The sequence below is a fragment of the Stenotrophomonas sp. CCNWLW57 genome (assembly GCF_037203925.1).
Classification (GTDB): domain Bacteria; phylum Pseudomonadota; class Gammaproteobacteria; order Xanthomonadales; family Xanthomonadaceae; genus Stenotrophomonas; species Stenotrophomonas rhizophila_A.
This window is the reverse complement of the sequence record NZ_JBBCBJ010000006.1, coordinates 189,787-209,300: the sequence shown is the minus strand read 5'-3', so window position 1 is coordinate 209,300 and position 19,514 is coordinate 189,787. Positions and strand designations below refer to the sequence as shown.

Annotated in this window: 19 protein-coding genes; 13 read left to right on the top strand and 6 right to left on the bottom strand. The window is 68.3% G+C overall.

Going from position 1 to position 19,514, the window contains the following annotated elements; all coding sequences use genetic code 11:
* The first annotated feature begins 42 nt into the window (after nucleotides 1-42).
* Nucleotides 43-1,644 (top strand): glucan biosynthesis protein D, encoded by a 1,602-nt coding sequence (locus tag V9K91_RS15650; RefSeq protein ID WP_068854480.1) that lies wholly within the window; start codon nucleotides 43-45, stop codon nucleotides 1,642-1,644.
* Nucleotides 1,645-1,683: 39 nt separating this feature from the next.
* Here the strand turns inward: V9K91_RS15650 and V9K91_RS15645 are convergent, their stop codons facing one another.
* Together V9K91_RS15645 and V9K91_RS15640 are read right to left on the bottom strand one after the other, a co-directional pair.
* A complete protein-coding gene (locus tag V9K91_RS15645; RefSeq protein ID WP_068848139.1) occupies nucleotides 1,684-2,304 on the bottom strand; it encodes a thymidine kinase in 621 nt (206 codons plus the stop codon).
* Between the two features lie 21 nt (nucleotides 2,305-2,325).
* Entirely contained in the window at nucleotides 2,326-3,075 is a 750-nt protein-coding gene (locus V9K91_RS15640; RefSeq protein WP_095362431.1) for a hypothetical protein, read from the bottom strand.
* A gap of 107 nt (nucleotides 3,076-3,182) precedes the next feature.
* Here V9K91_RS15640 and V9K91_RS15635 point away from each other — a divergent pair, with 107 nt between their 5' ends.
* Together V9K91_RS15635 and V9K91_RS15630 are read left to right on the top strand one after the other, a co-directional pair.
* Complete coding sequence (locus V9K91_RS15635; RefSeq protein WP_093535355.1) at nucleotides 3,183-5,159, top strand: UvrD-helicase domain-containing protein; 1,977 nt, start codon at nucleotides 3,183-3,185, stop codon at nucleotides 5,157-5,159.
* A 145-nt stretch (nucleotides 5,160-5,304) separates the two neighbouring features.
* On the top strand, nucleotides 5,305-5,838 hold the full coding sequence (locus tag V9K91_RS15630; RefSeq protein ID WP_249833415.1) for a GNAT family N-acetyltransferase: 534 nt from the start codon (nucleotides 5,305-5,307) through the stop codon (nucleotides 5,836-5,838).
* Here V9K91_RS15630 and V9K91_RS15625 read toward each other — a convergent pair.
* The gene (locus V9K91_RS15625; RefSeq protein ID WP_095362432.1) at nucleotides 5,835-6,494 is read right to left on the bottom strand and encodes a DUF480 domain-containing protein; all 660 of its coding nucleotides are present in this window, start codon (nucleotides 6,492-6,494) and stop codon (nucleotides 5,835-5,837) included. The genes V9K91_RS15630 and V9K91_RS15625 overlap by 4 nt on opposite strands.
* Nucleotides 6,495-6,594: 100 nt before the next feature.
* Here V9K91_RS15625 and V9K91_RS15620 point away from each other — a divergent pair, with 100 nt between their 5' ends.
* The 5 genes from V9K91_RS15620 (at nucleotide 6,595) to plsB (ending at nucleotide 13,046) form a co-directional block, all read left to right on the top strand.
* Nucleotides 6,595-7,527, top strand: a complete 933-nt coding sequence (locus V9K91_RS15620) for a 5'-nucleotidase, lipoprotein e(P4) family (protein WP_249833416.1) — start codon at nucleotides 6,595-6,597, stop codon at nucleotides 7,525-7,527.
* A complete protein-coding gene (pyrF, locus tag V9K91_RS15615) occupies nucleotides 7,524-8,243 on the top strand; it encodes an orotidine-5'-phosphate decarboxylase (protein WP_306990258.1) in 720 nt (239 codons plus the stop codon). Before V9K91_RS15620 ends, pyrF begins: the two co-directional genes overlap by 4 nt.
* Nucleotides 8,244-8,448: 205 nt before the next feature.
* On the top strand, nucleotides 8,449-9,270 hold the full coding sequence (locus V9K91_RS15610) for a serine protease (protein WP_306990256.1): 822 nt from the start codon (nucleotides 8,449-8,451) through the stop codon (nucleotides 9,268-9,270).
* A 120-nt stretch (nucleotides 9,271-9,390) separates the two neighbouring features.
* Nucleotides 9,391-10,371, top strand: coding sequence for a hypothetical protein (locus tag V9K91_RS15605; RefSeq protein ID WP_307107945.1), 981 nt, complete (start codon nucleotides 9,391-9,393; stop codon nucleotides 10,369-10,371).
* Nucleotides 10,371-13,046 carry a glycerol-3-phosphate 1-O-acyltransferase PlsB gene (plsB, locus tag V9K91_RS15600; protein WP_306990253.1) on the top strand — a complete coding sequence of 892 codons (2,676 nt, stop codon included), beginning with the start codon at nucleotides 10,371-10,373 and terminating at the stop codon, nucleotides 13,044-13,046. Before V9K91_RS15605 ends, plsB begins: the two co-directional genes overlap by 1 nt.
* Nucleotides 13,047-13,137: 91 nt before the next feature.
* Here the strand turns inward: plsB and V9K91_RS15595 are convergent, their stop codons facing one another.
* Nucleotides 13,138-13,341, bottom strand: coding sequence for a DUF465 domain-containing protein (locus tag V9K91_RS15595; RefSeq protein WP_068848155.1), 204 nt, complete (start codon nucleotides 13,339-13,341; stop codon nucleotides 13,138-13,140).
* Between the two features lie 96 nt (nucleotides 13,342-13,437).
* Between V9K91_RS15595 and ttcA the strand changes: the two genes are divergently transcribed.
* From ttcA to V9K91_RS15575, 4 genes are all read left to right on the top strand, one after another.
* On the top strand, nucleotides 13,438-14,310 hold the full coding sequence (ttcA, locus tag V9K91_RS15590; protein WP_095362437.1) for a tRNA 2-thiocytidine(32) synthetase TtcA: 873 nt from the start codon (nucleotides 13,438-13,440) through the stop codon (nucleotides 14,308-14,310).
* A gap of 33 nt (nucleotides 14,311-14,343) precedes the next feature.
* Entirely contained in the window at nucleotides 14,344-15,249 is a 906-nt protein-coding gene (locus V9K91_RS15585) for a recombination-associated protein RdgC (protein ID WP_068848158.1), read from the top strand.
* A gap of 78 nt (nucleotides 15,250-15,327) precedes the next feature.
* Nucleotides 15,328-16,107 carry a SprT family zinc-dependent metalloprotease gene (locus V9K91_RS15580; protein ID WP_068848160.1) on the top strand — a complete coding sequence of 260 codons (780 nt, stop codon included), beginning with the start codon at nucleotides 15,328-15,330 and terminating at the stop codon, nucleotides 16,105-16,107.
* Nucleotides 16,108-16,202: 95 nt separating this feature from the next.
* The gene (locus tag V9K91_RS15575; RefSeq protein WP_095362438.1) at nucleotides 16,203-16,805 is read left to right on the top strand and encodes a hypothetical protein; all 603 of its coding nucleotides are present in this window, start codon (nucleotides 16,203-16,205) and stop codon (nucleotides 16,803-16,805) included.
* Here V9K91_RS15575 and V9K91_RS15570 read toward each other — a convergent pair.
* A complete protein-coding gene (locus tag V9K91_RS15570; RefSeq protein ID WP_095362634.1) occupies nucleotides 16,724-17,602 on the bottom strand; it encodes a methylglyoxal synthase in 879 nt (292 codons plus the stop codon). The genes V9K91_RS15575 and V9K91_RS15570 overlap by 82 nt on opposite strands.
* 134 nt (nucleotides 17,603-17,736) lie before the next feature.
* Here V9K91_RS15570 and V9K91_RS15565 point away from each other — a divergent pair, with 134 nt between their 5' ends.
* Complete coding sequence (locus V9K91_RS15565; RefSeq protein WP_095362439.1) at nucleotides 17,737-18,009, top strand: hypothetical protein; 273 nt, start codon at nucleotides 17,737-17,739, stop codon at nucleotides 18,007-18,009.
* Nucleotides 18,010-18,065: 56 nt separating this feature from the next.
* Here the strand turns inward: V9K91_RS15565 and V9K91_RS15560 are convergent, their stop codons facing one another.
* The gene (locus V9K91_RS15560; RefSeq protein WP_095362440.1) at nucleotides 18,066-19,511 is read right to left on the bottom strand and encodes an FAD-dependent oxidoreductase; all 1,446 of its coding nucleotides are present in this window, start codon (nucleotides 19,509-19,511) and stop codon (nucleotides 18,066-18,068) included.
* Nucleotides 19,512-19,514: the final 3 nt, after the last annotated feature.

Below are 19,514 nucleotides of genomic sequence, written 5' to 3'. Positions count from 1 at the left end.
GTGCCTATGATGGCCGACCCTTTCCTGCCCATCGCTGCCTGCATGCAACGACGCGACTTCATCCGCAACGCCTCCCTGGCCCTGGCCGCCATTGGTTTTCCCGCGCTGCCGGCCTGCGCCGCGCAGGGCAGCCAGGTAGGCCTGCGCCGGCTGGGCCAGCCGCAGCCGTTCGATTTCGCCACCCTCAAGGGCCAGGCACGCGCGCTGTCCGAGGCGGCTTACAAGAGTCATCGCCGGACCCTGCCGGGGCCGCTGGAGGCGCTGGACTGGGACCAGTACCAGTCGATCCGCTACCGCCAGGACCACGCGTTGTGGGCTGACCAGCCCGGCCGCTTCCAGGCCAAGTTCTTCCACCTGGGCCTGTATTTCCATTCGCCGGTGCGCATGTTCGACATCGTCGACGGCAAGGCGCAGGAACTGGCCTATGACCCGGCCGCGTTCGATTACGGCAAGAGCGGCCTGAAGAACGGCCACCTGCCGGCCGACCTGGGCTTTGCCGGGTTCCGGCTCAATACCCGCGCCGACACCGACCGCGATTTCGCCGCCTTCCTGGGCGCCAGCTACTTCCGGGCGGTAGGCAAGGAAGGCCAGTACGGCCAGTCCGCCCGTGGCCTGGCGATCGACACCGGCATGGACCGCCCGGAGGAATTCCCCGATTTCATTGCCTACTTCCTGGAACAGCCGGCCGCCGACTCCAACACGCTGGTGGTGTACGCGCTGCTGGATTCGCCCAGCGTGGCCGGTGCCTACCGCTTCGCCATCACCAACGGCGATGTGCTGCTGATGGACGTGGACGTGGCGCTCTACCCGCGCAAGGCCATCGAACGGCTTGGCATCGCGCCGTGCACCAGCATGTACCAGGTGGGCGAGAACGACCGCCGGATGGCCTGGGACTGGCGCCCGGAGATCCACGACACCGACGGCCTGTCGATGTGGAACGGCGCCGGCGAGTGGATCTGGCGCCCGCTGTCCAACCCGCGCCAGCTGCGCTTCAACATGTTCGTGGACAACAACCCGAAGGGCTTTGGCCTGCTGCAGCGCGATCGCAGCTTCGACCATTACCAGGACGATGGCGTGTTCTACGAGAAGCGCCCTTGCCTGTGGGTGGAACCGAAGGGTCAGTGGGGCAGGGGCTCGGTCCAGCTGGTGGAAATTCCCACCGTGGACGAGACCTTCGACAACATCGTGGCGTTCTGGAACCCTGAAGCCAAGCCGCAGCCGGGCCAGGAAATGCTGCTGGGCTACCGCCTGTACTGGGGCGCCGAGCCGCCCGCGCGGCCGCCGCTGGCGCAGGCCGTGGCCACCCGCACCGGCCTGGGCGGGGTGATCGGCAAGAAGCGCGAGTATTTCTCGTGGCGCTTTGCCGTGGACTTCCAGGGCGGCGAACTGGCCGCGCTGATCGACAAGGGCGAAGTGGAAGCGGTGGTGCAGGCCAGCCGCGGCCGCACCGAGATCGTCTCGGCGCGCCCGCTGCGCGAGATCAAGGGTTACCGCGCCATGTTCGACCTGGTGCCGCCCGATGACAGCACCGACCAGATCGACATCCGCCTGTACCTGCGCAGCGGTGGCAAGACCCTGACGGAAACCTGGCTGTACCAGTACAGCCCGCCGCCGGCGGGGGCGCCGGAGCGTACGTTGTATTGAGAAGGTGTACCGACCAACGGTCGGTACCTACCGGCACGTCTACAAGGGTAGCCGTGCCTGGGCGGGGTCGATCCTGCCCTCGCCGCGCGTGATCTTCTTGAACTCCGCGCGGCTGACCGAGACGTAGCGTTCGTTGCCACCGATCTCCACCTGCGGACCGTCCTGCACCGCGTGGCCGTGTTCGTCCACGCGCACGGTCATGGTGGCCTTCTTGCCGCTGTGGCAGATGGTCTTGATCTCCTGCATCTCGTCGGCCCAGGCCAGCAGGTACTGGCTGCCTTCGAACAGCTCCCCGCGGAAATCGGTGCGCAGCCCGTAGCACAGCACCGGAATGCGCAGCTGGTCGACCACTTCGCTGAGCTGCCAGACCTGGCTGCGGCTGAGGAACTGTGCCTCGTCCACCAGCACGCAGCCCAACGGCCCGTCGCTGGCGATGTCGGCCCGGATCAGCTGCTCCAGGTCGGTATCGCGGTCGAAGGCAATGCCATCGGCCTTCAGGCCGATCCGCGAGGCCACCACGCCGCGCCCCGCACGGTCGTCCAGGCGCGGGGTGAGGATGGCCACGCGCATGCCGCGCTCGCGGTAGTTGTGCGCCGACTGCAGCAGCGTGGTGGTCTTGCCGGCGTTCATCGCCGAATAGTAGAAGTAGAGCTTGGCCATCGGCCAATTCTAGACGGCGCGCTACCTCCCGTCGCCCTCTCCGCCGTGGACGGTTTCCGGCCGCCCCACGTCGATCTGCTGCTGGCGCAGCGGGGCCATCCAGTAGGTGTCGTGCAGACACCAGTACAGCTCGGGCTTCCAGTACTCCGGGTCGTAGTAGTCCGCACCGGACTGAACCTCGCCCGCCGTGGCGCCGGTGTGCTGTACAACCTGCAGGCCGCTGTGCACGTGCCCGACCCGGCTGCCGGTGATCTTCGACAGCCTTCCGCGCATGGCGCTTTCCAGCCGCGGCTTGGCGACCTGGTCGCCGTACTGGGCGAACACGTCCTGCCTGCGCTGCAGCGCCCGCTCGCGCTGCCCCGCGTCCAGCTCGGCCCACCAGGCGTCGCGCAGGCGCACGAAGTCGTGATAGCCGCGCTCGGCGGCCAGGTCCATCCACGCGTAGGCCAGCTCCGGATCGGCCGGCACCCCACTGCCCTCGCGGTACATGATCGCCACCCGCAGCTGCGAGTACTTGTCGGCGTACTCGGCGGCCTTGCGGAACCGCGACAACGCGCGTGGCAGGTTGCCCTTGTCGAACTCCTTCAGCCCATAACGGCGCCAGCGCAGATCCGGATGGCCATCCAGGAAGCCATCGGTCATCAGCGAGGCGGGAATGGTCCGGGGGACCTGCCGCGCACAACCAGGGGTGCTTGCGCCAGCGACCCCGGTGGCCAGCCAGAGGGCCGCGCCGACCGCGCTGCCGGCCATCCAATGCATGAATCCATTCATGTGATTGCTCCGATCCGATCGCTCTCTGGATATCCCACCGCCCGGCGCAGGTCAAGCCAGGTCCGGTGGCCCGCCGCCCGTTACAATGCGGCACCCACGGAGAAGGCATGCACGGTCTCAATCCCCCCCAACGCGCGGCAGTGCTGCACTGCGAAGGTCCCCTGCTGGTACTGGCCGGCGCGGGCAGCGGCAAGACGCGCGTGATCGTGGAAAAGATCGCCCAGCTGATCAGCACCCGCCGTTACCCGGCCAAGCGCATCGCGGCGATCACCTTCACCAACAAGTCCGCCAAGGAAATGCGCGAGCGCGTGGCCAAGCGCCTGCAGGGCGGCGACGCCGAAGACGTCACCATCTGCACCTTCCATGCGCTGGGCCTCAAGTTCCTGCAGATCGAACATGCCGCGGTAGGCCTCAAGCGCGGCTTCTCGATCTTCGACGCCGACGATTCCACCTCGCAGGTGAAAGACCTGATGTACGGCGCCAAGCCGGACGACATCGAGGACGTGAAGAACCTCATCTCGCGTGCAAAGAACGCCGGACTGTCGCCCGAGCAGGCGATGGCCGAAGCGCGCAGCAACCGCGAGAAGGAAGCGGCCAGCGTCTACGAGCGCTACCAGCTGCGCCTGACCGCGTTCAACGCGGTCGATTTCGACGACCTGATCCGGCTGCCGGTGCAGGTGCTGGAGGAGAACCCGGAGATCGCGCTGGCCTGGCGTGAACGCATCGGCTACCTGCTGGTCGACGAATGCCAGGACACCAACGATGCGCAGTACCGGCTGCTCAAGCAGCTGGCCGGCACTGCCGGCAACTTCACCTGCGTGGGCGACGATGACCAGTCCATCTATGCCTGGCGCGGGGCCAACCCGGAAAACCTGCAGCAGATGGCGCGCGATTACCCGGCGCTGGAAATCATCAAGCTGGAGCAGAATTACCGTTGCTCCAATCGCGTGCTGCGCGCGGCCAACGCGCTGATCGCCAACAACCCGCACGAACACCTGAAGAAGCTGTGGAGCGACCAGGCCGACGGCGAACGCATCCGCGTGTGGGAGTGCCGCAACAGCGAACACGAGGCGGAGAAGGTCGCCGCCGAGATCTCCTACCTGGCCACCTCCAAGCAGATTCCGTGGAGCGACTTCTGCATCCTGTTCCGCGGCAACTTCCAGTCGCGGCCGCTGGAAAAGGCGCTGCAGCTGGTGCGCGCGCCGTACCACATCACCGGCGGCACCGCGTTCCTGGAACGCCAGGAAGTGAAGGACACGCTGTCGTGGCTGCGCCTGCTGGTGAACCCCGATGACGATACGGCGTTCATGCGCGCGGTGCAGTCGCCCAAGCGTGAGGTGGGCGCCGGTACGCTGGCCAAGCTGGCCGAGCTGGCCTCGGACAAGGAGCTGCCAATGGCGCATGCGGCCGAGGCGATCGGCGCGCTGGCGCAGCTGCCGCCGCGCGCCGCCAACAGCCTGAGCCGCTTCACCGACATCCTGCGCGACCTGCGTGCGGAGATGCCGAAGCTGAGCTCGGGCGACCTCGTGCGGAAGCTGGTGAAGGATTCGGGGCTGGTCTCCGAACTGCGCAGTACCTGCAAGGAAGAATCGGTGTACCAGCGCCGGCTGGCCAACCTCGAGGAACTGGCGCAGTGGTTCGAAGGCGGCCCGCGTGGCGCCACCACCGCCGACCTGGCCGCGCAGCTGGCGTTGCTGTCGCGCAACGACAAGGACGATGGTGGCAACCAGGTGCGCATGATGACCCTGCACGCGTCCAAGGGCCTGGAATTCCCGTATGTGTTCATCGTCGGCTGCGAGGATGGCGTGCTGCCGCACCAGGTGAGCCTGGACGAAGGCAACCTGCAGGAAGAGCGCCGGCTGCTGTACGTGGGCATCACCCGCGCCAAGGTGCAGCTGTGGATGAGCCACAGCAAGCTGACCCGCAAGTTCGGCGAGCATGTGCGGCTCAAGCCGAGCCGTTTCTTCGACGAGATCCCGGCCGAGGAAATGCAGCGCGACGGTGCCGACCCGGTGGCCGATGCGGCGCGCAAGAAGGAGCGCGCCAGCGCCGGCCTGGCGGCGATCGAGGCCTTGTTCGACTGACGTTGTAGAGCCGACTGTCAGTCGGCTGCCGTTCGCGCGGCGCCTGCAGAAGGCAGCCGACAGAAGGCAGCCGACTAACAGTCGGCTCTACCCACGTGTTGCGGCAGCCTGCACAATCGGCCAATTCCTGCCAGCGAGCGACGCGATGTCCGCCGTGATCCAGACCGAACGCCTGCACCTGCGCCTGATCGATCCCGACCATGATGCGGCGGACATGCTGGCGCTGCTCAACGAGCCGGGCTTCATCCGGCATATCGCCGACCGTGGCGTGCGCACCCTGGCGCAGGCGCGCGATTACACCGCCGAACGCGTGCTCGGCAGCTACACGCTCAACGGGTTCGGCATGTACGCCATCATCCGCCGCAGCGATGGCGCGTGGCTGGGCAACGCCGGGCTGGTGCGCCGCGATGGGCTGCCCGCGCCGGACGTGGGCTATGCGCTGCTGTCGCAGTACGAAGGCCATGGCTACGCGTTCGAGGCCGCACGCGGGGTGATGCATTACGCGCGCGACGTGCTCGGCTACCCGGACCTCTACGGCATCGTCGCCCCGGAGAACCTGCGCTCGGCCGCGCTGCTGCGCAAGCTGGGCATGGAAGACCGTGGCGATGTGCGCCTGCCGGCGCCGCGCGATGAAGAAGTGCTGCTGCTGTTCGCCACGCCCGGCGCGCCGGCGGTCTAGCCGCCCAGCTGGGCGCGCAACTCGGCCAACTGTTCCTGCAGTGCGGCCACCGTGGTTTCCAGCTCCTGCACGCGGGCTTCCAGCGCGGCATTGCCGCCGCCGCTGGAGGGTGCGGATTTGTACTGCTCGGCCAACGCCTGCACATCCACCGGGCCGGCCAGCAGGTGCATGTAACGGTCTTCGCGCTGGCCGCCCGCGCGCGGCAGCAGCACGGCCAAGCCGCGCTGGATCATGCGCTCCACGTGGTGGCGCAGTTCGTCGGCGTCCTGGAACTGGAACAGGCGCTCGCTGCGGGTCAGCAGCTCGTTCACCGTCTGCGGGCCGCGCAGCAGCAGCAGGCCCAGGATGGCCAGCTGCTGCCGGGTCAGGTCCAGCGCGCTGCCGGCGCGGTGCTCGTAGCGCTCGGCACGCGAGGAGAACTGCTGGCGGGCCAGGCCCAGGGTTTCCAGCTGGCGCAGGGCGTGGTGCACATCGCCGGCCGACAGCTGCAGCACCGGCTCGCGGGCGGTCTTCTGGTTGGCGGCCACCTGGGTGGCGTTGACCGTGAGCGGGTAGGCGTCCGGGGTGGTCGCTTCCTTCTCGATCAGGCAGCCCAGGGCACGGGCCTGGGCCGCGTTGAGCACGGGCAGGGCAGGGGTCTGGGTGTCGTCGGTCATCTCGCGCTCCGGGTGTTTCTGGGCCGTGCAGCATAGCCGAGCCCTGCGGCCGGCATGAACCGCGGCGGCCAAGCCGGTAAACTGGCGCCACTCAGTACTGGTGATTGCCATGCGTCGTACCGCTGTTTCCCTGTCCGTGCTTGCCTGCGCCGTGATGGCGCTGGGGGCGTGCAAGCGCACCGAAACCCCCGCCGAAGCTGCTGCCCCGGCCCCTGCTGCCGCCGCTGCCGCGCCTGCCGCGAAGGGCGATGCCGCCGTGGCCGCCAACGACAACCTCAACGCCGTGCTGTGGATGCAGCGTTCGCAGGAATACCGGGCGATCACCGAGCAGACCTACCGCGCCGCTGCCGACCACCTGGACAAGGCGCTCAAGGAAGCCAACTGGGATGCGCTGGTGCCTGAAGAGCGCGGCAACGCCGCCAAGGGCCTGAAGCCGGCCGTGGTGCTGGACGTGGACGAAACCGTGCTGGACAACTCGCCCTACCAGGCGCGCCTGGTGCGCGACGGCGGCGAGTACGACGAACTGAGCTGGGACCAGTGGGTGGCCGAGAAGAAGGCCAAGGCCATTCCGGGCGTGGTCGATTTCGCCAAGGCGGCCAACGCCAAGGGCGTGACCCTGCTGTACATCTCCAACCGCGCCGTGCACCTCAAGGAGGCCACCCTGGCCAACCTGCGTGCCGAAGGGCTGCCAGTGGCCGATGACAGCGTGTTCCTGGGCCTGGGCACGGTGGTGAAGGACTGCGAGCAGGCCGGCAGCGAAAAGAACTGCCGCCGCCGCCTGGCCGGGCAGAACTACCGCGTGCTGATGCAGTTCGGCGACCAGCTGGGCGACTTCGTGGAAGTGACCGCCAACACCAACGACGGCCGCGACGCGCTGCTGCAGCAGTACCACGACTGGTTCGGCGAGCGCTGGTGGATGCTGCCCAACCCGACCTACGGCGGCTTCGAACCGGCCCAGTTCAACAACGACTACAGCCAGTCGCGCCAGGCCCGCCATGACGCCAAGCGGGCTGCGCTGGACTACGCGCCGTGAACCGCGCCCCGCTGCCGCTGCGCGATGACGAACGCCTGATCTTCGCGCTCGATGTGCCGGGCCGCGAGGATGCGCTGGCCTGGGTGGACCGGCTGGGCGATGCGGTCTCCTTCTACAAGATCGGCATGGAGCTGCTGGCCTCGGGCGAGTACTTCGAAGTGCTCGATGCGCTGGCCGCGCGCGACAAGCGCGTGTTCGTCGACCTGAAGTTCTTCGACATCCCGGCCACCGCTGCGGCGGTGATCCGTCGGCTGTCGCAGTGGCCGGTGAGCTACGCCACCATCCATGGTTGGCACCCGGCGATGATGGAGGCCTGCGCGGCGGCCAACAGCAGCGACATGCGCCTGCTGGCGGTGACCGTGCTGACCTCGATGGGGCGTGAGGACCTGCGTGGCATGGGCATCGACCGCGAGCCGGTCGACGTGGTGGTGGAACGTGCGCTGGCCGCGCAGGCCGCCGGCATCGACGGCGTGATCGCCTCGGGCCAGGAAGCCGGCCCGATCCGCGCCGCTACCGGCGCCGGGTTCTCGATCGTGTGCCCGGGCATCCGCCCCGGTGGCCCGGTGGGCGATGACCAGAAGCGCACCGTGGGCGTGGCCCAGGCGTTCGCCGACGGCGCCGATGCCATCGTGGTCGGTCGCCCGATCCGCTTGGCGGCCGATCCGCGCGCGGCTGCGCGGGCGATCCAGGACGAGATCAGCGCCGCTCGTCGCTGACTGGTGTAGGGGTTGCACGCACCGGGATGGAACTGCATCCCGGTGCCAGGTAGCGCCTGTTCGCAGAAATGGATCCATCAATCGTTGGCGCCGCTGAAACGCGACCGACCACGCAGTTGTTCCGACTTCTTTGCCGTCGAATCGACCCGGCACACGCCCCGGCGCTGTGCCTCTCGTTTCCACTTTTCCGCAAAGGAGTTGCTGCATGCGTATCTGTTCCCGGCCGGCCTGGATGTTCGGCCTGATCCTTTCTGCTGTTTCGGTTCCCGCGCTGGCCCAGCCCGGGCCGGACACCGTGCCCCACATCATCGGCGGGGGCGACGCCGAACCCGGCCAGTACCCGTTCATGGCCAGCCTGCAGCGGCTGGGACGCGGCGATTCGGACCACGCCCGCCACAACTGCGGTGCCACCTTGATCTCGCCCTCCTGGGTGCTCACCGCCGCGCACTGTGTTGACGGGCTGCCGCCGGCGCAGCTGGCGGTGCTGGTCGGGGAGACCACGCTGAAGACCACGCCGCGCCGCCGTGCCTCCAACGTCAAGGCCATCCACGTCCACCCGGCCTACGACGAAGGCAACCTGCTCAACGACGTGGCGCTGATCCAGCTCAAGCGGCCGGTGCCCAAGGCCGAGCCGGCCGAGCTGTTGCTGGGCCGGGACAGTGCCTACCTGCGGCCCGGGCGCGCCTTCACGGTGATCGGCTGGGGGGTGACCGACTTCCCCGGGGAGCAGGATCTGCCGACCACCCTGCAGACAGTGCAGACCCCGTTCGTGACCTTCGACGCGTGCCAGCAGGCCTACCCGGATCTGCAGGCCGGCGCGGTGATCTGCGCCGGCGCCGAGGGCATCGACAGCTGCAGCGGCGACTCCGGCGGGCCGCTGCTGGTGCGCCGCAAGGGCGCCTGGACGGTGCTGGGCACGGTCAGCTGGGGCGAGGGCTGCGCGCTGCCGGATCGCCCTGGGGTGTACGCGCGGTTATCGCAGGGCTATGTGCGCGATTTCATCCAGGCCACCTGGATGCGTGACTGATATACAGTAGAAACAACGGGTTGCGCCCATCCTGCCGGCACGGCGGGCAGGATGGGTTGCCGCTGTGGGGGCGCAGGCCGCAAGATGCGGACCGGTCCGGGGAAGTCCGAATTCATGTCCATGCCGTTGATGACAGGGCGCTACCGACCCTGGGTGATGTTGCTGTCGTTGTGCGGGCTGCTGCTGGTGGGGGCGTGCAAGCGCGACACGATCGACCCGGATGCACCGGCCGCCGAGCCGGTGGCCGCGTTGCAGCAGATCGCCCGCCAGCTGGCCGACAACGACCTGGTGGGCTACGCCCGCGCCTCGGTGCCGCCGGCCCAGTACACCCGCCTGCAGGCGGCCTGGGACGAGGGTCACAGCCGCTGGCCGCTGACCGACCTGCCGCTGGATGGACAGCTGCTGCCGATGCTGGCGGCGCTGTCCGCGCCGGACGCGCCCAAGCGCCTGCAGCGCTCGTTCGACACCCAGATTGCCGGCCAGGCCACCGGGGTGCGCCAGGCGGCCCATTCGATGGGGCTGTTCGGCGTGCAGTACCTGCGCAACCAGACCGACTACAGCGAGGCCGAGCGCGCCCACTACAGCCAGGTAGTGGATGTGCTGAGCCGCTGGGCGGCCGCCGCGCCGCTGACCGACAAGCAGCGCGCAAAGACCACCATCACCCTGTTGACCGCCACCGCACGCAGTGCCGGGTTGTCCACCGACGCCGAGCTGCAGGCGGCCGGCATGGAAGGCAGCCTGCGCCGGCTGGGACCGTTCGCCAAGGCGCTGAAGACCGCGCTGGCCAGTTACGGGCTGTCGCTGGACGCGGCAATGAACGACCTGCGCGGCGAACTGGTGTCGCAGGAGGGCGACACCGCCGTGCTGCGGATCCAGTACCCGCTGGCCGGCGAACAGATCGAAGCCCAGGTGCGCATGACCCGCCGCGAGGGCCACTGGTACCTGGCGCGCACCCTGGAAGAGACCGACGCACTGCTCAAGGCGGCTGACGAAGCGAAGGCCGCCATGGCCGCGCAAGCTGAACATGACGCTCAGCTGGCCGCCGAAGCAGAGGCCGCCGCGCAGGTCAAGGACGGTGCTTCTGCACCGGCTAAGCCATAATGAAGCCGATGCCGAACCAGAATCCCCTGCCTTTCCCCGGCGAAGAGCCGCCCAAGACGCCGGACGCCCCGTCCGCGTCGCCCGACATTGTGCCCGGCGCGGACGCCCCGACCGCGGGCGCGACCGACCCGGCGGCGATCGTGCCCAGCCCGGTCAGCGCGGCAGCGCGCACCTCGTTCGGGCGCCGCCCGTGGTGGGCCCGCCTGCTGGGCCGCCTGGTCGAACCGTGGCTGTCGCTGAAGATCGAACCCGAACACCCCGGCCAGTACGACGACGGCCGCCCGGTGGTCTACGTGCTGGAAGACTACGGTCTGTCCAACGCGCTGATCCTGGACAAGGCCTGCCGTGAAGCCGGGCTGCCCTCGCCGCTGGTGCCCATTGCCGGCGACCCGACCGGGCGCAGGCGGGCCTATCTGGCGCTGTCGCGGCGGAGCAGCAGCAACTCGCTGATTCCCGAACAGCGCGGCGCCAAGACCCATTCCGATTCGCTGGCCAAGGTGCTGCAGGCCCATCGTGCCCGCGGCGAGCTGGACGTGAACCTGGTGCCGGTGTCGATCTTCGTCGGCCGCGCGCCGGACAAGCAGAGCGGTTGGTTCGCGGTGCTGTTCTCGGAAAACTGGGCGCTGGTGGGCCGCTTCCGCCGCCTGCTGGCGGTGCTGCTCAACGGCCGCAGCACCATCGTGCGGTTCGCCCCGCCGATCTCGCTGCGCGCCACCGTGGACGAAGGGCTGGACCCCGAGCGCACGGTGCGCAAGCTGCAGCGCGTGCTGCGCACCCACTTCCGCCGCATCCGCGAATCGGTGATCGGGCCGGACCTGTCCACCCGTCGCCTGCTGGTGGACAAGGTGCTGGAGGCCGACACGGTGCGCGAGGCGATCGCGTCGCAGGCCAAGCGCGACAACACCAAGCCGGCCGACGCCTGGAAGAAGGCGCACGCCTACGCCTGGGAAATCGCCGCGGACTACTCCAGCCCGGTGGTGCGCTCGGCCAGCTTCATGCTCAGCCATGTGTGGAACCGCATCTACGCCGGCGTGCTGGTGCACCACCTGGACAAGTTCAAGGCCGCCGCGCCGGGCCATGAAGTGGTGTACGTGCCCAGCCACCGCAGCCACATGGATTACCTGCTGCTGTCCTACCTGTTGTACGACCGCGGCATCGTGCCGCCGCACATCGTGGCGGGCATCAACCTGAACCTGCCGGTGGTGGGCACGCTGCTGCGCAAGGGCGGTGCGTTCTTCATCCGCCGCTCGATCCGCGGCAACGCGCTGTATTCGGCGGTGCTGAGCGAATACGTGGCGCAGCTGGTGGCCGGTGGCTATTCGATCGAATACTTCGTCGAAGGCGGCCGTTCGCGTACCGGGCGCCTGTTGCAGCCCAAGGGCGGCATGATCTCGATGACGCTGCGTGCGTTCCTGCGCCAGCCGCGCAAGCCGGTGCTGTTCCAGCCGGTGTACATCGGCTATGAAAAGCTGATGGAAGGCGGCAGTTACCTGGACGAGCTGTCCGGGCGACCGAAGGAAAAGGAATCGATCTGGCAGCTGCTGTGGTCGATCCCCAAGGTGCTCAAGCAGAACTACGGCCAGGTGGTGGTGAACTTCGGCGAGCCGATCGCGCTCAACGACGTACTGGCCCGCCAGGCACCGGAGTGGGATGGCGCGCCGGTTGGCGAGGACGAGAAGCCGTCGTGGCTGTCGGGCACGGTGGACCACCTGGCCGAACGCATCCAGGTGCACATCAACGGCGCGGCCGACGTCAATCCGATCAACCTGCTGGCGCTGGCGCTGCTGTCCACGCCCAAGCATGCGATGGGCGAAGCCGACCTGATCGCGCAGATCGAGCTGTGCAAGACCCTGCTGGTGGAAATGCCGTATTCGGACCGGGTCACGGTCACGCCGCATTCGCCGGAGCGGATCATCGCGCACGCCGAGGAAATCAACGTGCTGACCCGGATCAAGCACCCGCTGGGCGATGTGCTCAGCGTCAGTGGCGATACCGCGGTGCTGCTCAGCTACTTCCGCAACAACGTCATCCACCTGTTCACCGCGTCGTCGTGGGTGGCGTGCTGCTTCCAGAACAACCGCCGCATGAGCCGCACCGGCCTGGTGCAGCTGGGCCGCACCGTGTACCCGTTCCTGCAGGCCGAGCTGTTCCTGCCGTGGACCGAAGACGAATTCGCCCAGCGCATCGAGCAGACCATCGCGGTGTTCGTGCGCGAGGGCCTGCTGCAGAACGTCAATGACGACGATGGCGGCATCCTGGCGCGCAACACCGGGCAGACCGACGAGGTGTTCCGCCTGCGTGCGATCGGCCATTCGCTGCAGCAGGCGTTCGAGCGGTATTACATCGCCATTTCGGTGCTGGTGAAGAACGGCCCGGGCACGCTGGGCGCAGCCGAGCTGGAAAGCCTGTGCCAGCAGGCCGCGCAGCGCCTGAGCCTGCTCTACGCCCCGGCCGCGCCGGAGTTCTTCGACCGCACCCTGTTCCGCGGCTTCATCCAGAAGCTGCGCGAGCTGCGCCTGGTGTGGCCGGACGAGAACAGCAAGCTGCTGTTCGACGAACGCCTGGACATGTGGGCCAAGGACGCCAAGTTCATCCTGGGCCGCGAGCTGCGCCACACCATCGAGCGGGTGAGCCCCGAAGCCGCGAAGCCAGAGGAACCGGTAACGCAGGATTGACGACCGCGTCGACAATCCTGCGTATCCCGAGGTATCCGGATTTCACCGCGTTCGCCAGCAATTCGTAGCGCCGGCCGTTGGCCGGCATGCCTTACGCCGGCTCGTCCGGAATCAACATGTCTTCCAGCTTCGCAATGCGGTCCTTGAGCTGGAGCTTGCGGCGCTTCAGGCGCTTGAACTCCAGCTCATCCTCGCCATTGGCGGCCATGCGCTGGATCTTGTCATCCAGGTCACGATGCTCCTGCCGGAGGTTGGCAAGCAGGTCGGTGATCTGTTCGGGCGTCAGGGTATCCACAGTCGTCGAGCATACACATCCGGCATGACGCCCGGGAGTGAACGCAGTCACTTCCCCACACCGATGGCAACCAGTGCGAGCCGGTAGAATGACCGGATGCCTGCCGTGCTGCCCCTGCCCGATCCGCTCCCCCGCGCCCCGCGCACGGACGCGGCCGCGCAGGACAAACTGGCGCGCAGGCTTCGCCGCCAGGTGGGCCAGGCGATCGCCGACTTCGGCATGATCGAGGACGGCGACCGCATCATGGTCTGCCTGTCCGGCGGCAAGGACAGCTACACCCTGCTGGACGTGCTGCTGCAGCTGCAGAAAAAGGCCCCGGTGGCCTTCGAACTGGTGGCGGTGAACCTGGACCAGAAACAGCCGGGCTTCCCCGGACACGTGCTGCCGGAGTACCTGGCCTCGATCGGCGTGGCTTACCAGATCATCGAACAGGACACCTATTCGGTGGTGAGCCGGGTCATTCCCGAAGGCCGCACGATGTGCTCGCTGTGCTCGCGGCTGCGTCGCGGCGCCCTGTACCGGCATGCGGCGGAAAATGGCTTCAGCAAGATCGCACTCGGCCACCACCGCGACGACAGCGTGGCCACGTTCTTCCTCAACCTGTTCTACCACGCCAAGCTCTCCGCGATGCCGCCCAAGCTGCGCAGCGACGATGGCCAGCACGTGGTGATCCGCCCGCTGGCCTATGTCAGCGAGCGCGACATCGCACAGCATGCGCAGGCGCGCGGCTTCCCGATCATTCCGTGCACGCTGTGCGGCAGCCAGGACAACCTGCAGCGCCGCCAGGTGGCGCAGATGCTGCAGCAGTGGGAGGATCAACACCCCGGGCGGATCGACCAGATCGCGCGTGCGCTGGGCAACATCCACCCGTCGCAGCTGGCCGACCCGGCCCTGTTCGATTTCATGGCGCTGGGCCGCACCGCGGTCGCGCCCAGCCCGCCGTCGGCCTGGACCGACGGCACCCCCTGACGTTCCCTTTCACGCCTTCCTATCCGGATTTCCATGTTCTTTCGCAACCTGACCCTGTTCCGCTTCCCGACCGCCACTGATTTCTCTGAAGTCGATACCCTGCTGCCGCAGGTGCTGCTCAAGCCGGTCGGCCCGCTTGAAATGAGTTCACGCGGTTTCATTTCCCCGTTCGGTCGTGAGGAAAAGGCCGTGTTCTCGCACCGCGTCGGTGACGCGCTGTGGCTGACCGTGGGCGGTGAGGACAAGATCCTGCCGGGCGCGGTGGTCAACGACCTGCTGGCCCGCAAGCTGGAAGAGATCGAAGAGAAGGAGGGGCGCAAGCCCGGCGGGCGCGAGCGCAAGCGCCTGAAGGACGACCTGCTGCATGAGCTGATGCCGCGTGCCTTCGTGAAGAGCTCGCGTACTGACGCGCTGATCGACCTGACCCACGGCTACGTGGCGGTGGACTGCTCGAGCAGCAAGAAGGGCGAGAACATGATGTCCGACATCCGTGGCCTGCTCGGCAGCTTCCCGGCCATGCCGCTGAACGCTGAAGTGGCGCCGCGCTCGATCCTGACCGGCTGGATCGCCGGTGAGCCGCTCCCCACCGGGCTGAGCCTGGGCGAAGAGTGCGAGATGAAGGACCCGGCCGAGGGCGGCGCGGTGGTCAAGTGCCAGCACCAGGAACTGCGCTGCGATGAGATCGACAAGCACCTGGACGCCGGCAAGCAGGTGACCAAGCTGGCCCTGGTGTTCGAGGACAACCTGTCCTTCGTGCTGGGCGACGACCTGATCGTGCGCAAGCTGAAGTTCCTGGACGGCGCCCTGGACCAGCTCGAGCACGCCGACGAAGACGGCCGCCGCGCCGAGCTGGATGCCCGTTTCGCCCTGCAGAGCGGCGAAGTGCGCCGCCTGTTCCTGCTGCTGGAAGAGGCCTTCAAGCTGAGCAAAGCCGACTGAGGCACCGGGCGGGGTCCTGCCCCGCCCCTTTACACCCCGCAGTCATATCCCGCGCACCACGGGCGTTATGCTGTACCCATGCCCGGATTCCTCCGCCGCCTGATCTCCCCGGCCGTTGCCCCCACCCTGCAGCGCGACACCGTGCGCCTGCGCCTGGAGGATGCCGAGATCGACGTGCTGCGCGTGCGCGATCCGCGTGCGCGCCGGATCAAGCTCAGCGTGGATGAGCGTGGCGTGCGGCTGACCCTGCCGCCGCGCGCCAGCCTGGTGATGGGCGAACGTTTCCTCGAACAGCACCGCGGTTGGTTGTCCACGCAGCTGCGCAGTTACCAGGCGCAGAACCTGCCCCCGCCGCTGGTGATCGGCGAACCCGGCGTGCTGCCGCTGCGTGGCGAACTGCTGCCATTGCGGTGGGATACCGGGCGCTACGCGCACCTGGAGCTGGACGGCACCGGCGTGTGCATGCACCTGCCGGCCCGCGGTACCGATGCCACGGTGAAGCGCGCGCTGCGCGAGTTCTACGAAGCGCAGACCCGCGCCGATGTCGGCCAGTGGCTGCCGCGCTACCTGCCCAGCCTGCCGCGCGCACCAGCGCGCCTGCGGCTGAAGGTGATGTCCTCGCAATGGGGCTCGCTGGCCCCCGACGGCAGCATGGCGTTGGACCTGGCGCTGGTGCTGGGGCGGCCGTCGGCGTTCGAGTACGTGCTGGTGCATGAGCTCTGCCATCTGATCCAGGCCAATCATTCGCCTGCGTTCTGGGACGAAGTGGAACAGCGCTTCCCGGCGTGGCGTGAGGAACGGGACTACTTCCAACTGGAAGGGCGGCGGCTCAAGGCGATGCTGCGGCAGCTGCTTTGAATACGCTTTCTGCGTGGCTGCTTTCGACCTTGTTGCATGGGATCGCTGCGTGAGGCGCGCGAATCTGGCGGCTTCTGCCGCCACCCGGAATGCCCATGTCGACGATGGCCGCGGTTGCCTTCGATGTGCTCACCAATGTGCTGGCTGCCGCCGTGCTGGGCACGGCGGCGATGCTGCGTGCGCGCGTACCGGATGTGTCCGGGGTGTGGACGCTGACCCGTTACGGCCAGGGACCTGAACGCCACGCCGAGGCCGTGTACCTGGTGATGCTGTCGCAGAACGGGGTGCGCGTGGAAGGCGTGGCCGAGTGCGTGCAGTGCCGCGTTGGAAACGGACCGTTACGGTTGCTGCCCGGCCGCGAACGGCCACGGGTGGAAGTCAGTGGTGGGCTGTACGGCAGCGTGTTCCATCGCAAGCGCTTCCGCCTGCTGTTCCGCGAAAGCGCACGGCGCCAGGGCAGCATCGCCACCCACGGGATGGACCGCCGTGAAAGCGATGACCACTGGCACGGCAGCTACATCCTCAGTGCCGGCGGCCGCAGTGGCGACAGTGAGTGGCGACGGGGGCAGGGCGCGCATGATTTCGCCGTGGCCAGCGATGCATACCCACTCCGTGATCAGGGCGATGCGCGTGCGCGCAGCGTGGCCGCCTGCGCCCAGCGTGCGGCCACGCGCGGGGCGGTGATGCACACCGCCTGATCGGTCACGGTGGTGACCGCGCGCTCCAGCAGCTGGATATCGGCTTCGTGCTGGCGCGCCACGTGCGGGTCTTCGAAGAAGATCGCGCGCTGGCAGCGGCCTTCCAGCACCTGGTCGGCGATCTGCGCGTCGCCGCCCATCGGGCCGCTCTGGTAGCGGGTCACCCACTCCTGGTCCCTGGCCCAGCCCCGGCTCCAGGCCAGTTCATTCAGGCGCTGGCCGGTGGTACCGGTGCCCACGCGGCTGCGGAAGCGCGAGAGCAGCGCGAAGTGCTCGTCGGCGAAGGCCAGCATGGCCGGCTTCATCGCATCGTGCGCGATCAGCGCCAGCGTGTGCTGCTCAAATGCATGCAGGTCCTCGGCGCCGGGATCGGCGGCCAGGCCGGCGTGCACGCGTTCCACCTCGATCCAGTCGCGCGCGGTGGCCACGGTGGAGATGAAGGGCTTGCCGTGGATCACGCACTGGCGCTTGAGTGCGGTGGCTTCGGGGAACACCGAGGACGGGTCGACCGGGTCCATCAGGTAGATCGCGCCGTCGAGGGTGCGCTCGGGCGTGCCCATGCCCACCACCTCGGCGACCAGCTTCATCAGGCCGCCCTCGCGGCCGTTCGGGTAGCGGCGCAGGGTGGCGAAATCGGGCAGGAAGCCCAGCCGCTGGATGGCGTCATAGGTGCGGCCGACCGCATGCAGCTCCACGCCCAGCTCGCGCAGCCCGGTGTCGCTGGCGCGCAGCCAGCGGAACAGTGCAGCGTGCTTGTCGTGGTGGTGCAGCCGATTGGCGGCCAGGCCGATGCGCATGGGAATCATCCGGGAGAGTGGGGCATCCGCGACATTACCAGCCCTTCACGACAATTCGTAAAAGTTGCATAGCCGCATACCGGGGCCATAACCGACATTGGCCGCCATCAGCCGGTCAATCAGGACAAGCCCCCATGCCTCTCTCCGCTCCCCGCAACGCGCCGTCGGTGCAGACGCTGGCCCACGACCGTGGCGCCCGTATCCGCGCGCTGGGTCGCCTGCTGCGCCATGCGGCCCACGGCGATGCCGACGTCCTGCTGGTCGGGCTGGCGCGCATGCTGGATGCGCATATCGAATGCGACCACGCCGACGACGCGGGCAATGCCCGCATCCGCGACCAGCTGGATGAGATCCAGCTGTTGTTGGCCTTGGAAATCGAGCGCGCCGGGGTACGGGCCGCCGCTTGAATCCAGCACCGCGTGGGCCGGCCAACGGCCGGCGCCAGCGTGCCCGGTGACCGCTGTCAGGCGGTGATCAGCGCCACGATTGCCGCCGCCGCATCGCGGCCTTCGGCCACGGCGGTCACCACCAGGTCCGCACCGCGCACCGCGTCGCCACCGGCGAACAGGCGCGGGTGGGCGGTCTGGAACGGCAGCCGGCCCTGGCCGCCGGCCAGGATGCGGCCGTTGTTGCCCGCCTCCACGCCCTGCGCGGTCAGCCATGCCGGCGCGGTCGGCGAGAAGCCGAACGCGATGATCACCACGTCCGCTTCCAGCAGCGATTCGCTGCCCTCGATCGGCACCGCATTGCGCCGGCCCTGTGCATCGGGCTCGCCCAGGTGGGTTTCCACCACGGTCACGCCGATCGCCTCGTCATCGGCACCGGCCTCGATCGACAGCGGCTGGCGGTTGAACAGGAAGCGCACGCCTTCTTCGCGGGCGTTGGCCACTTCGCGGGCCGAGCCCGGCATGCTGGCCTCGTCGCGGCGGTACGCGCAGGTGACCCGGGCCGCGCCCAGGCGCACCGCGCTGCGCACGCAGTCCATGCCGGTATCGCCGCCACCCAGCACCACCACGCGCTTGCCCTCCAGGTCGGGCAGGGCAAGCGTGTCTTCCCAGCCGGCAATCGGCCGGCCGTGGGCATCGCTGCCGCTGACGATGCGGCTGTTCTGCACCAGGAACGGCAGCGCCGGCAGCACGTTCTTCAGGTCCTGTCCGGGCAGCCCGCCATCGGTGTAGCGGTAGGCACCGGTGCCGACGAACACCGCGTCGTAGTCGGCCAGCAGCGTTTCCAGGGTCACGTCGCGGCCGATCTCCACGCCCAGCCGGAACTGCACGCCCATGCCTTCCAGCACGTTGCGGCGGCGGCTGATCACCGACTTGTCCAGCTTGAAGCTGGGAATGCCGAACTGCAGCAGTCCCCCGATCTGCTCGTAGCGGTCGTACACCACCGCCTGCACGCCGGCATGCGCCAGGCGGTCGGCACAGGCCAGGCCGGCCGGGCCGGCGCCGATCACCGCCACGCGCTTGCCGGTGCTTTCCACCGCCGCCATGTCCGGCCGCCAGCCGGTGGCCAGTGCGGTATCCACGATGTACTTCTCCACCGCGCCGATGGTGACCGCGCCGAATTCCTCCAGCGTGCAGCTGCCTTCGCACAGGCGGTCCTGCGGGCACACCCGGCCGCACACTTCCGGCAGCGGGTTGGTGGAATGGCACAGCGTGGCGGCTTCGTGGATGCGGTTTTCCTGCACCAGCTGCAGCCACTGCGGAATGGCGTTGTGCACCGGGCACTTCCAGCTGCAGTAGGGGTTGCCGCAGTCCAGGCAGCGACCGGCCTGGTACTGGGCATCTTCCTTGCCGAATTTTCCGTACAGCTCACCCCAGTCGCCGGAGGTGCGCAGCTCCACCGGAATGCGCTGTGGCATGGTCCGGGGCAGGTCGAGAAACTGGAAGGCGTGCTTGCGGCTCATAGG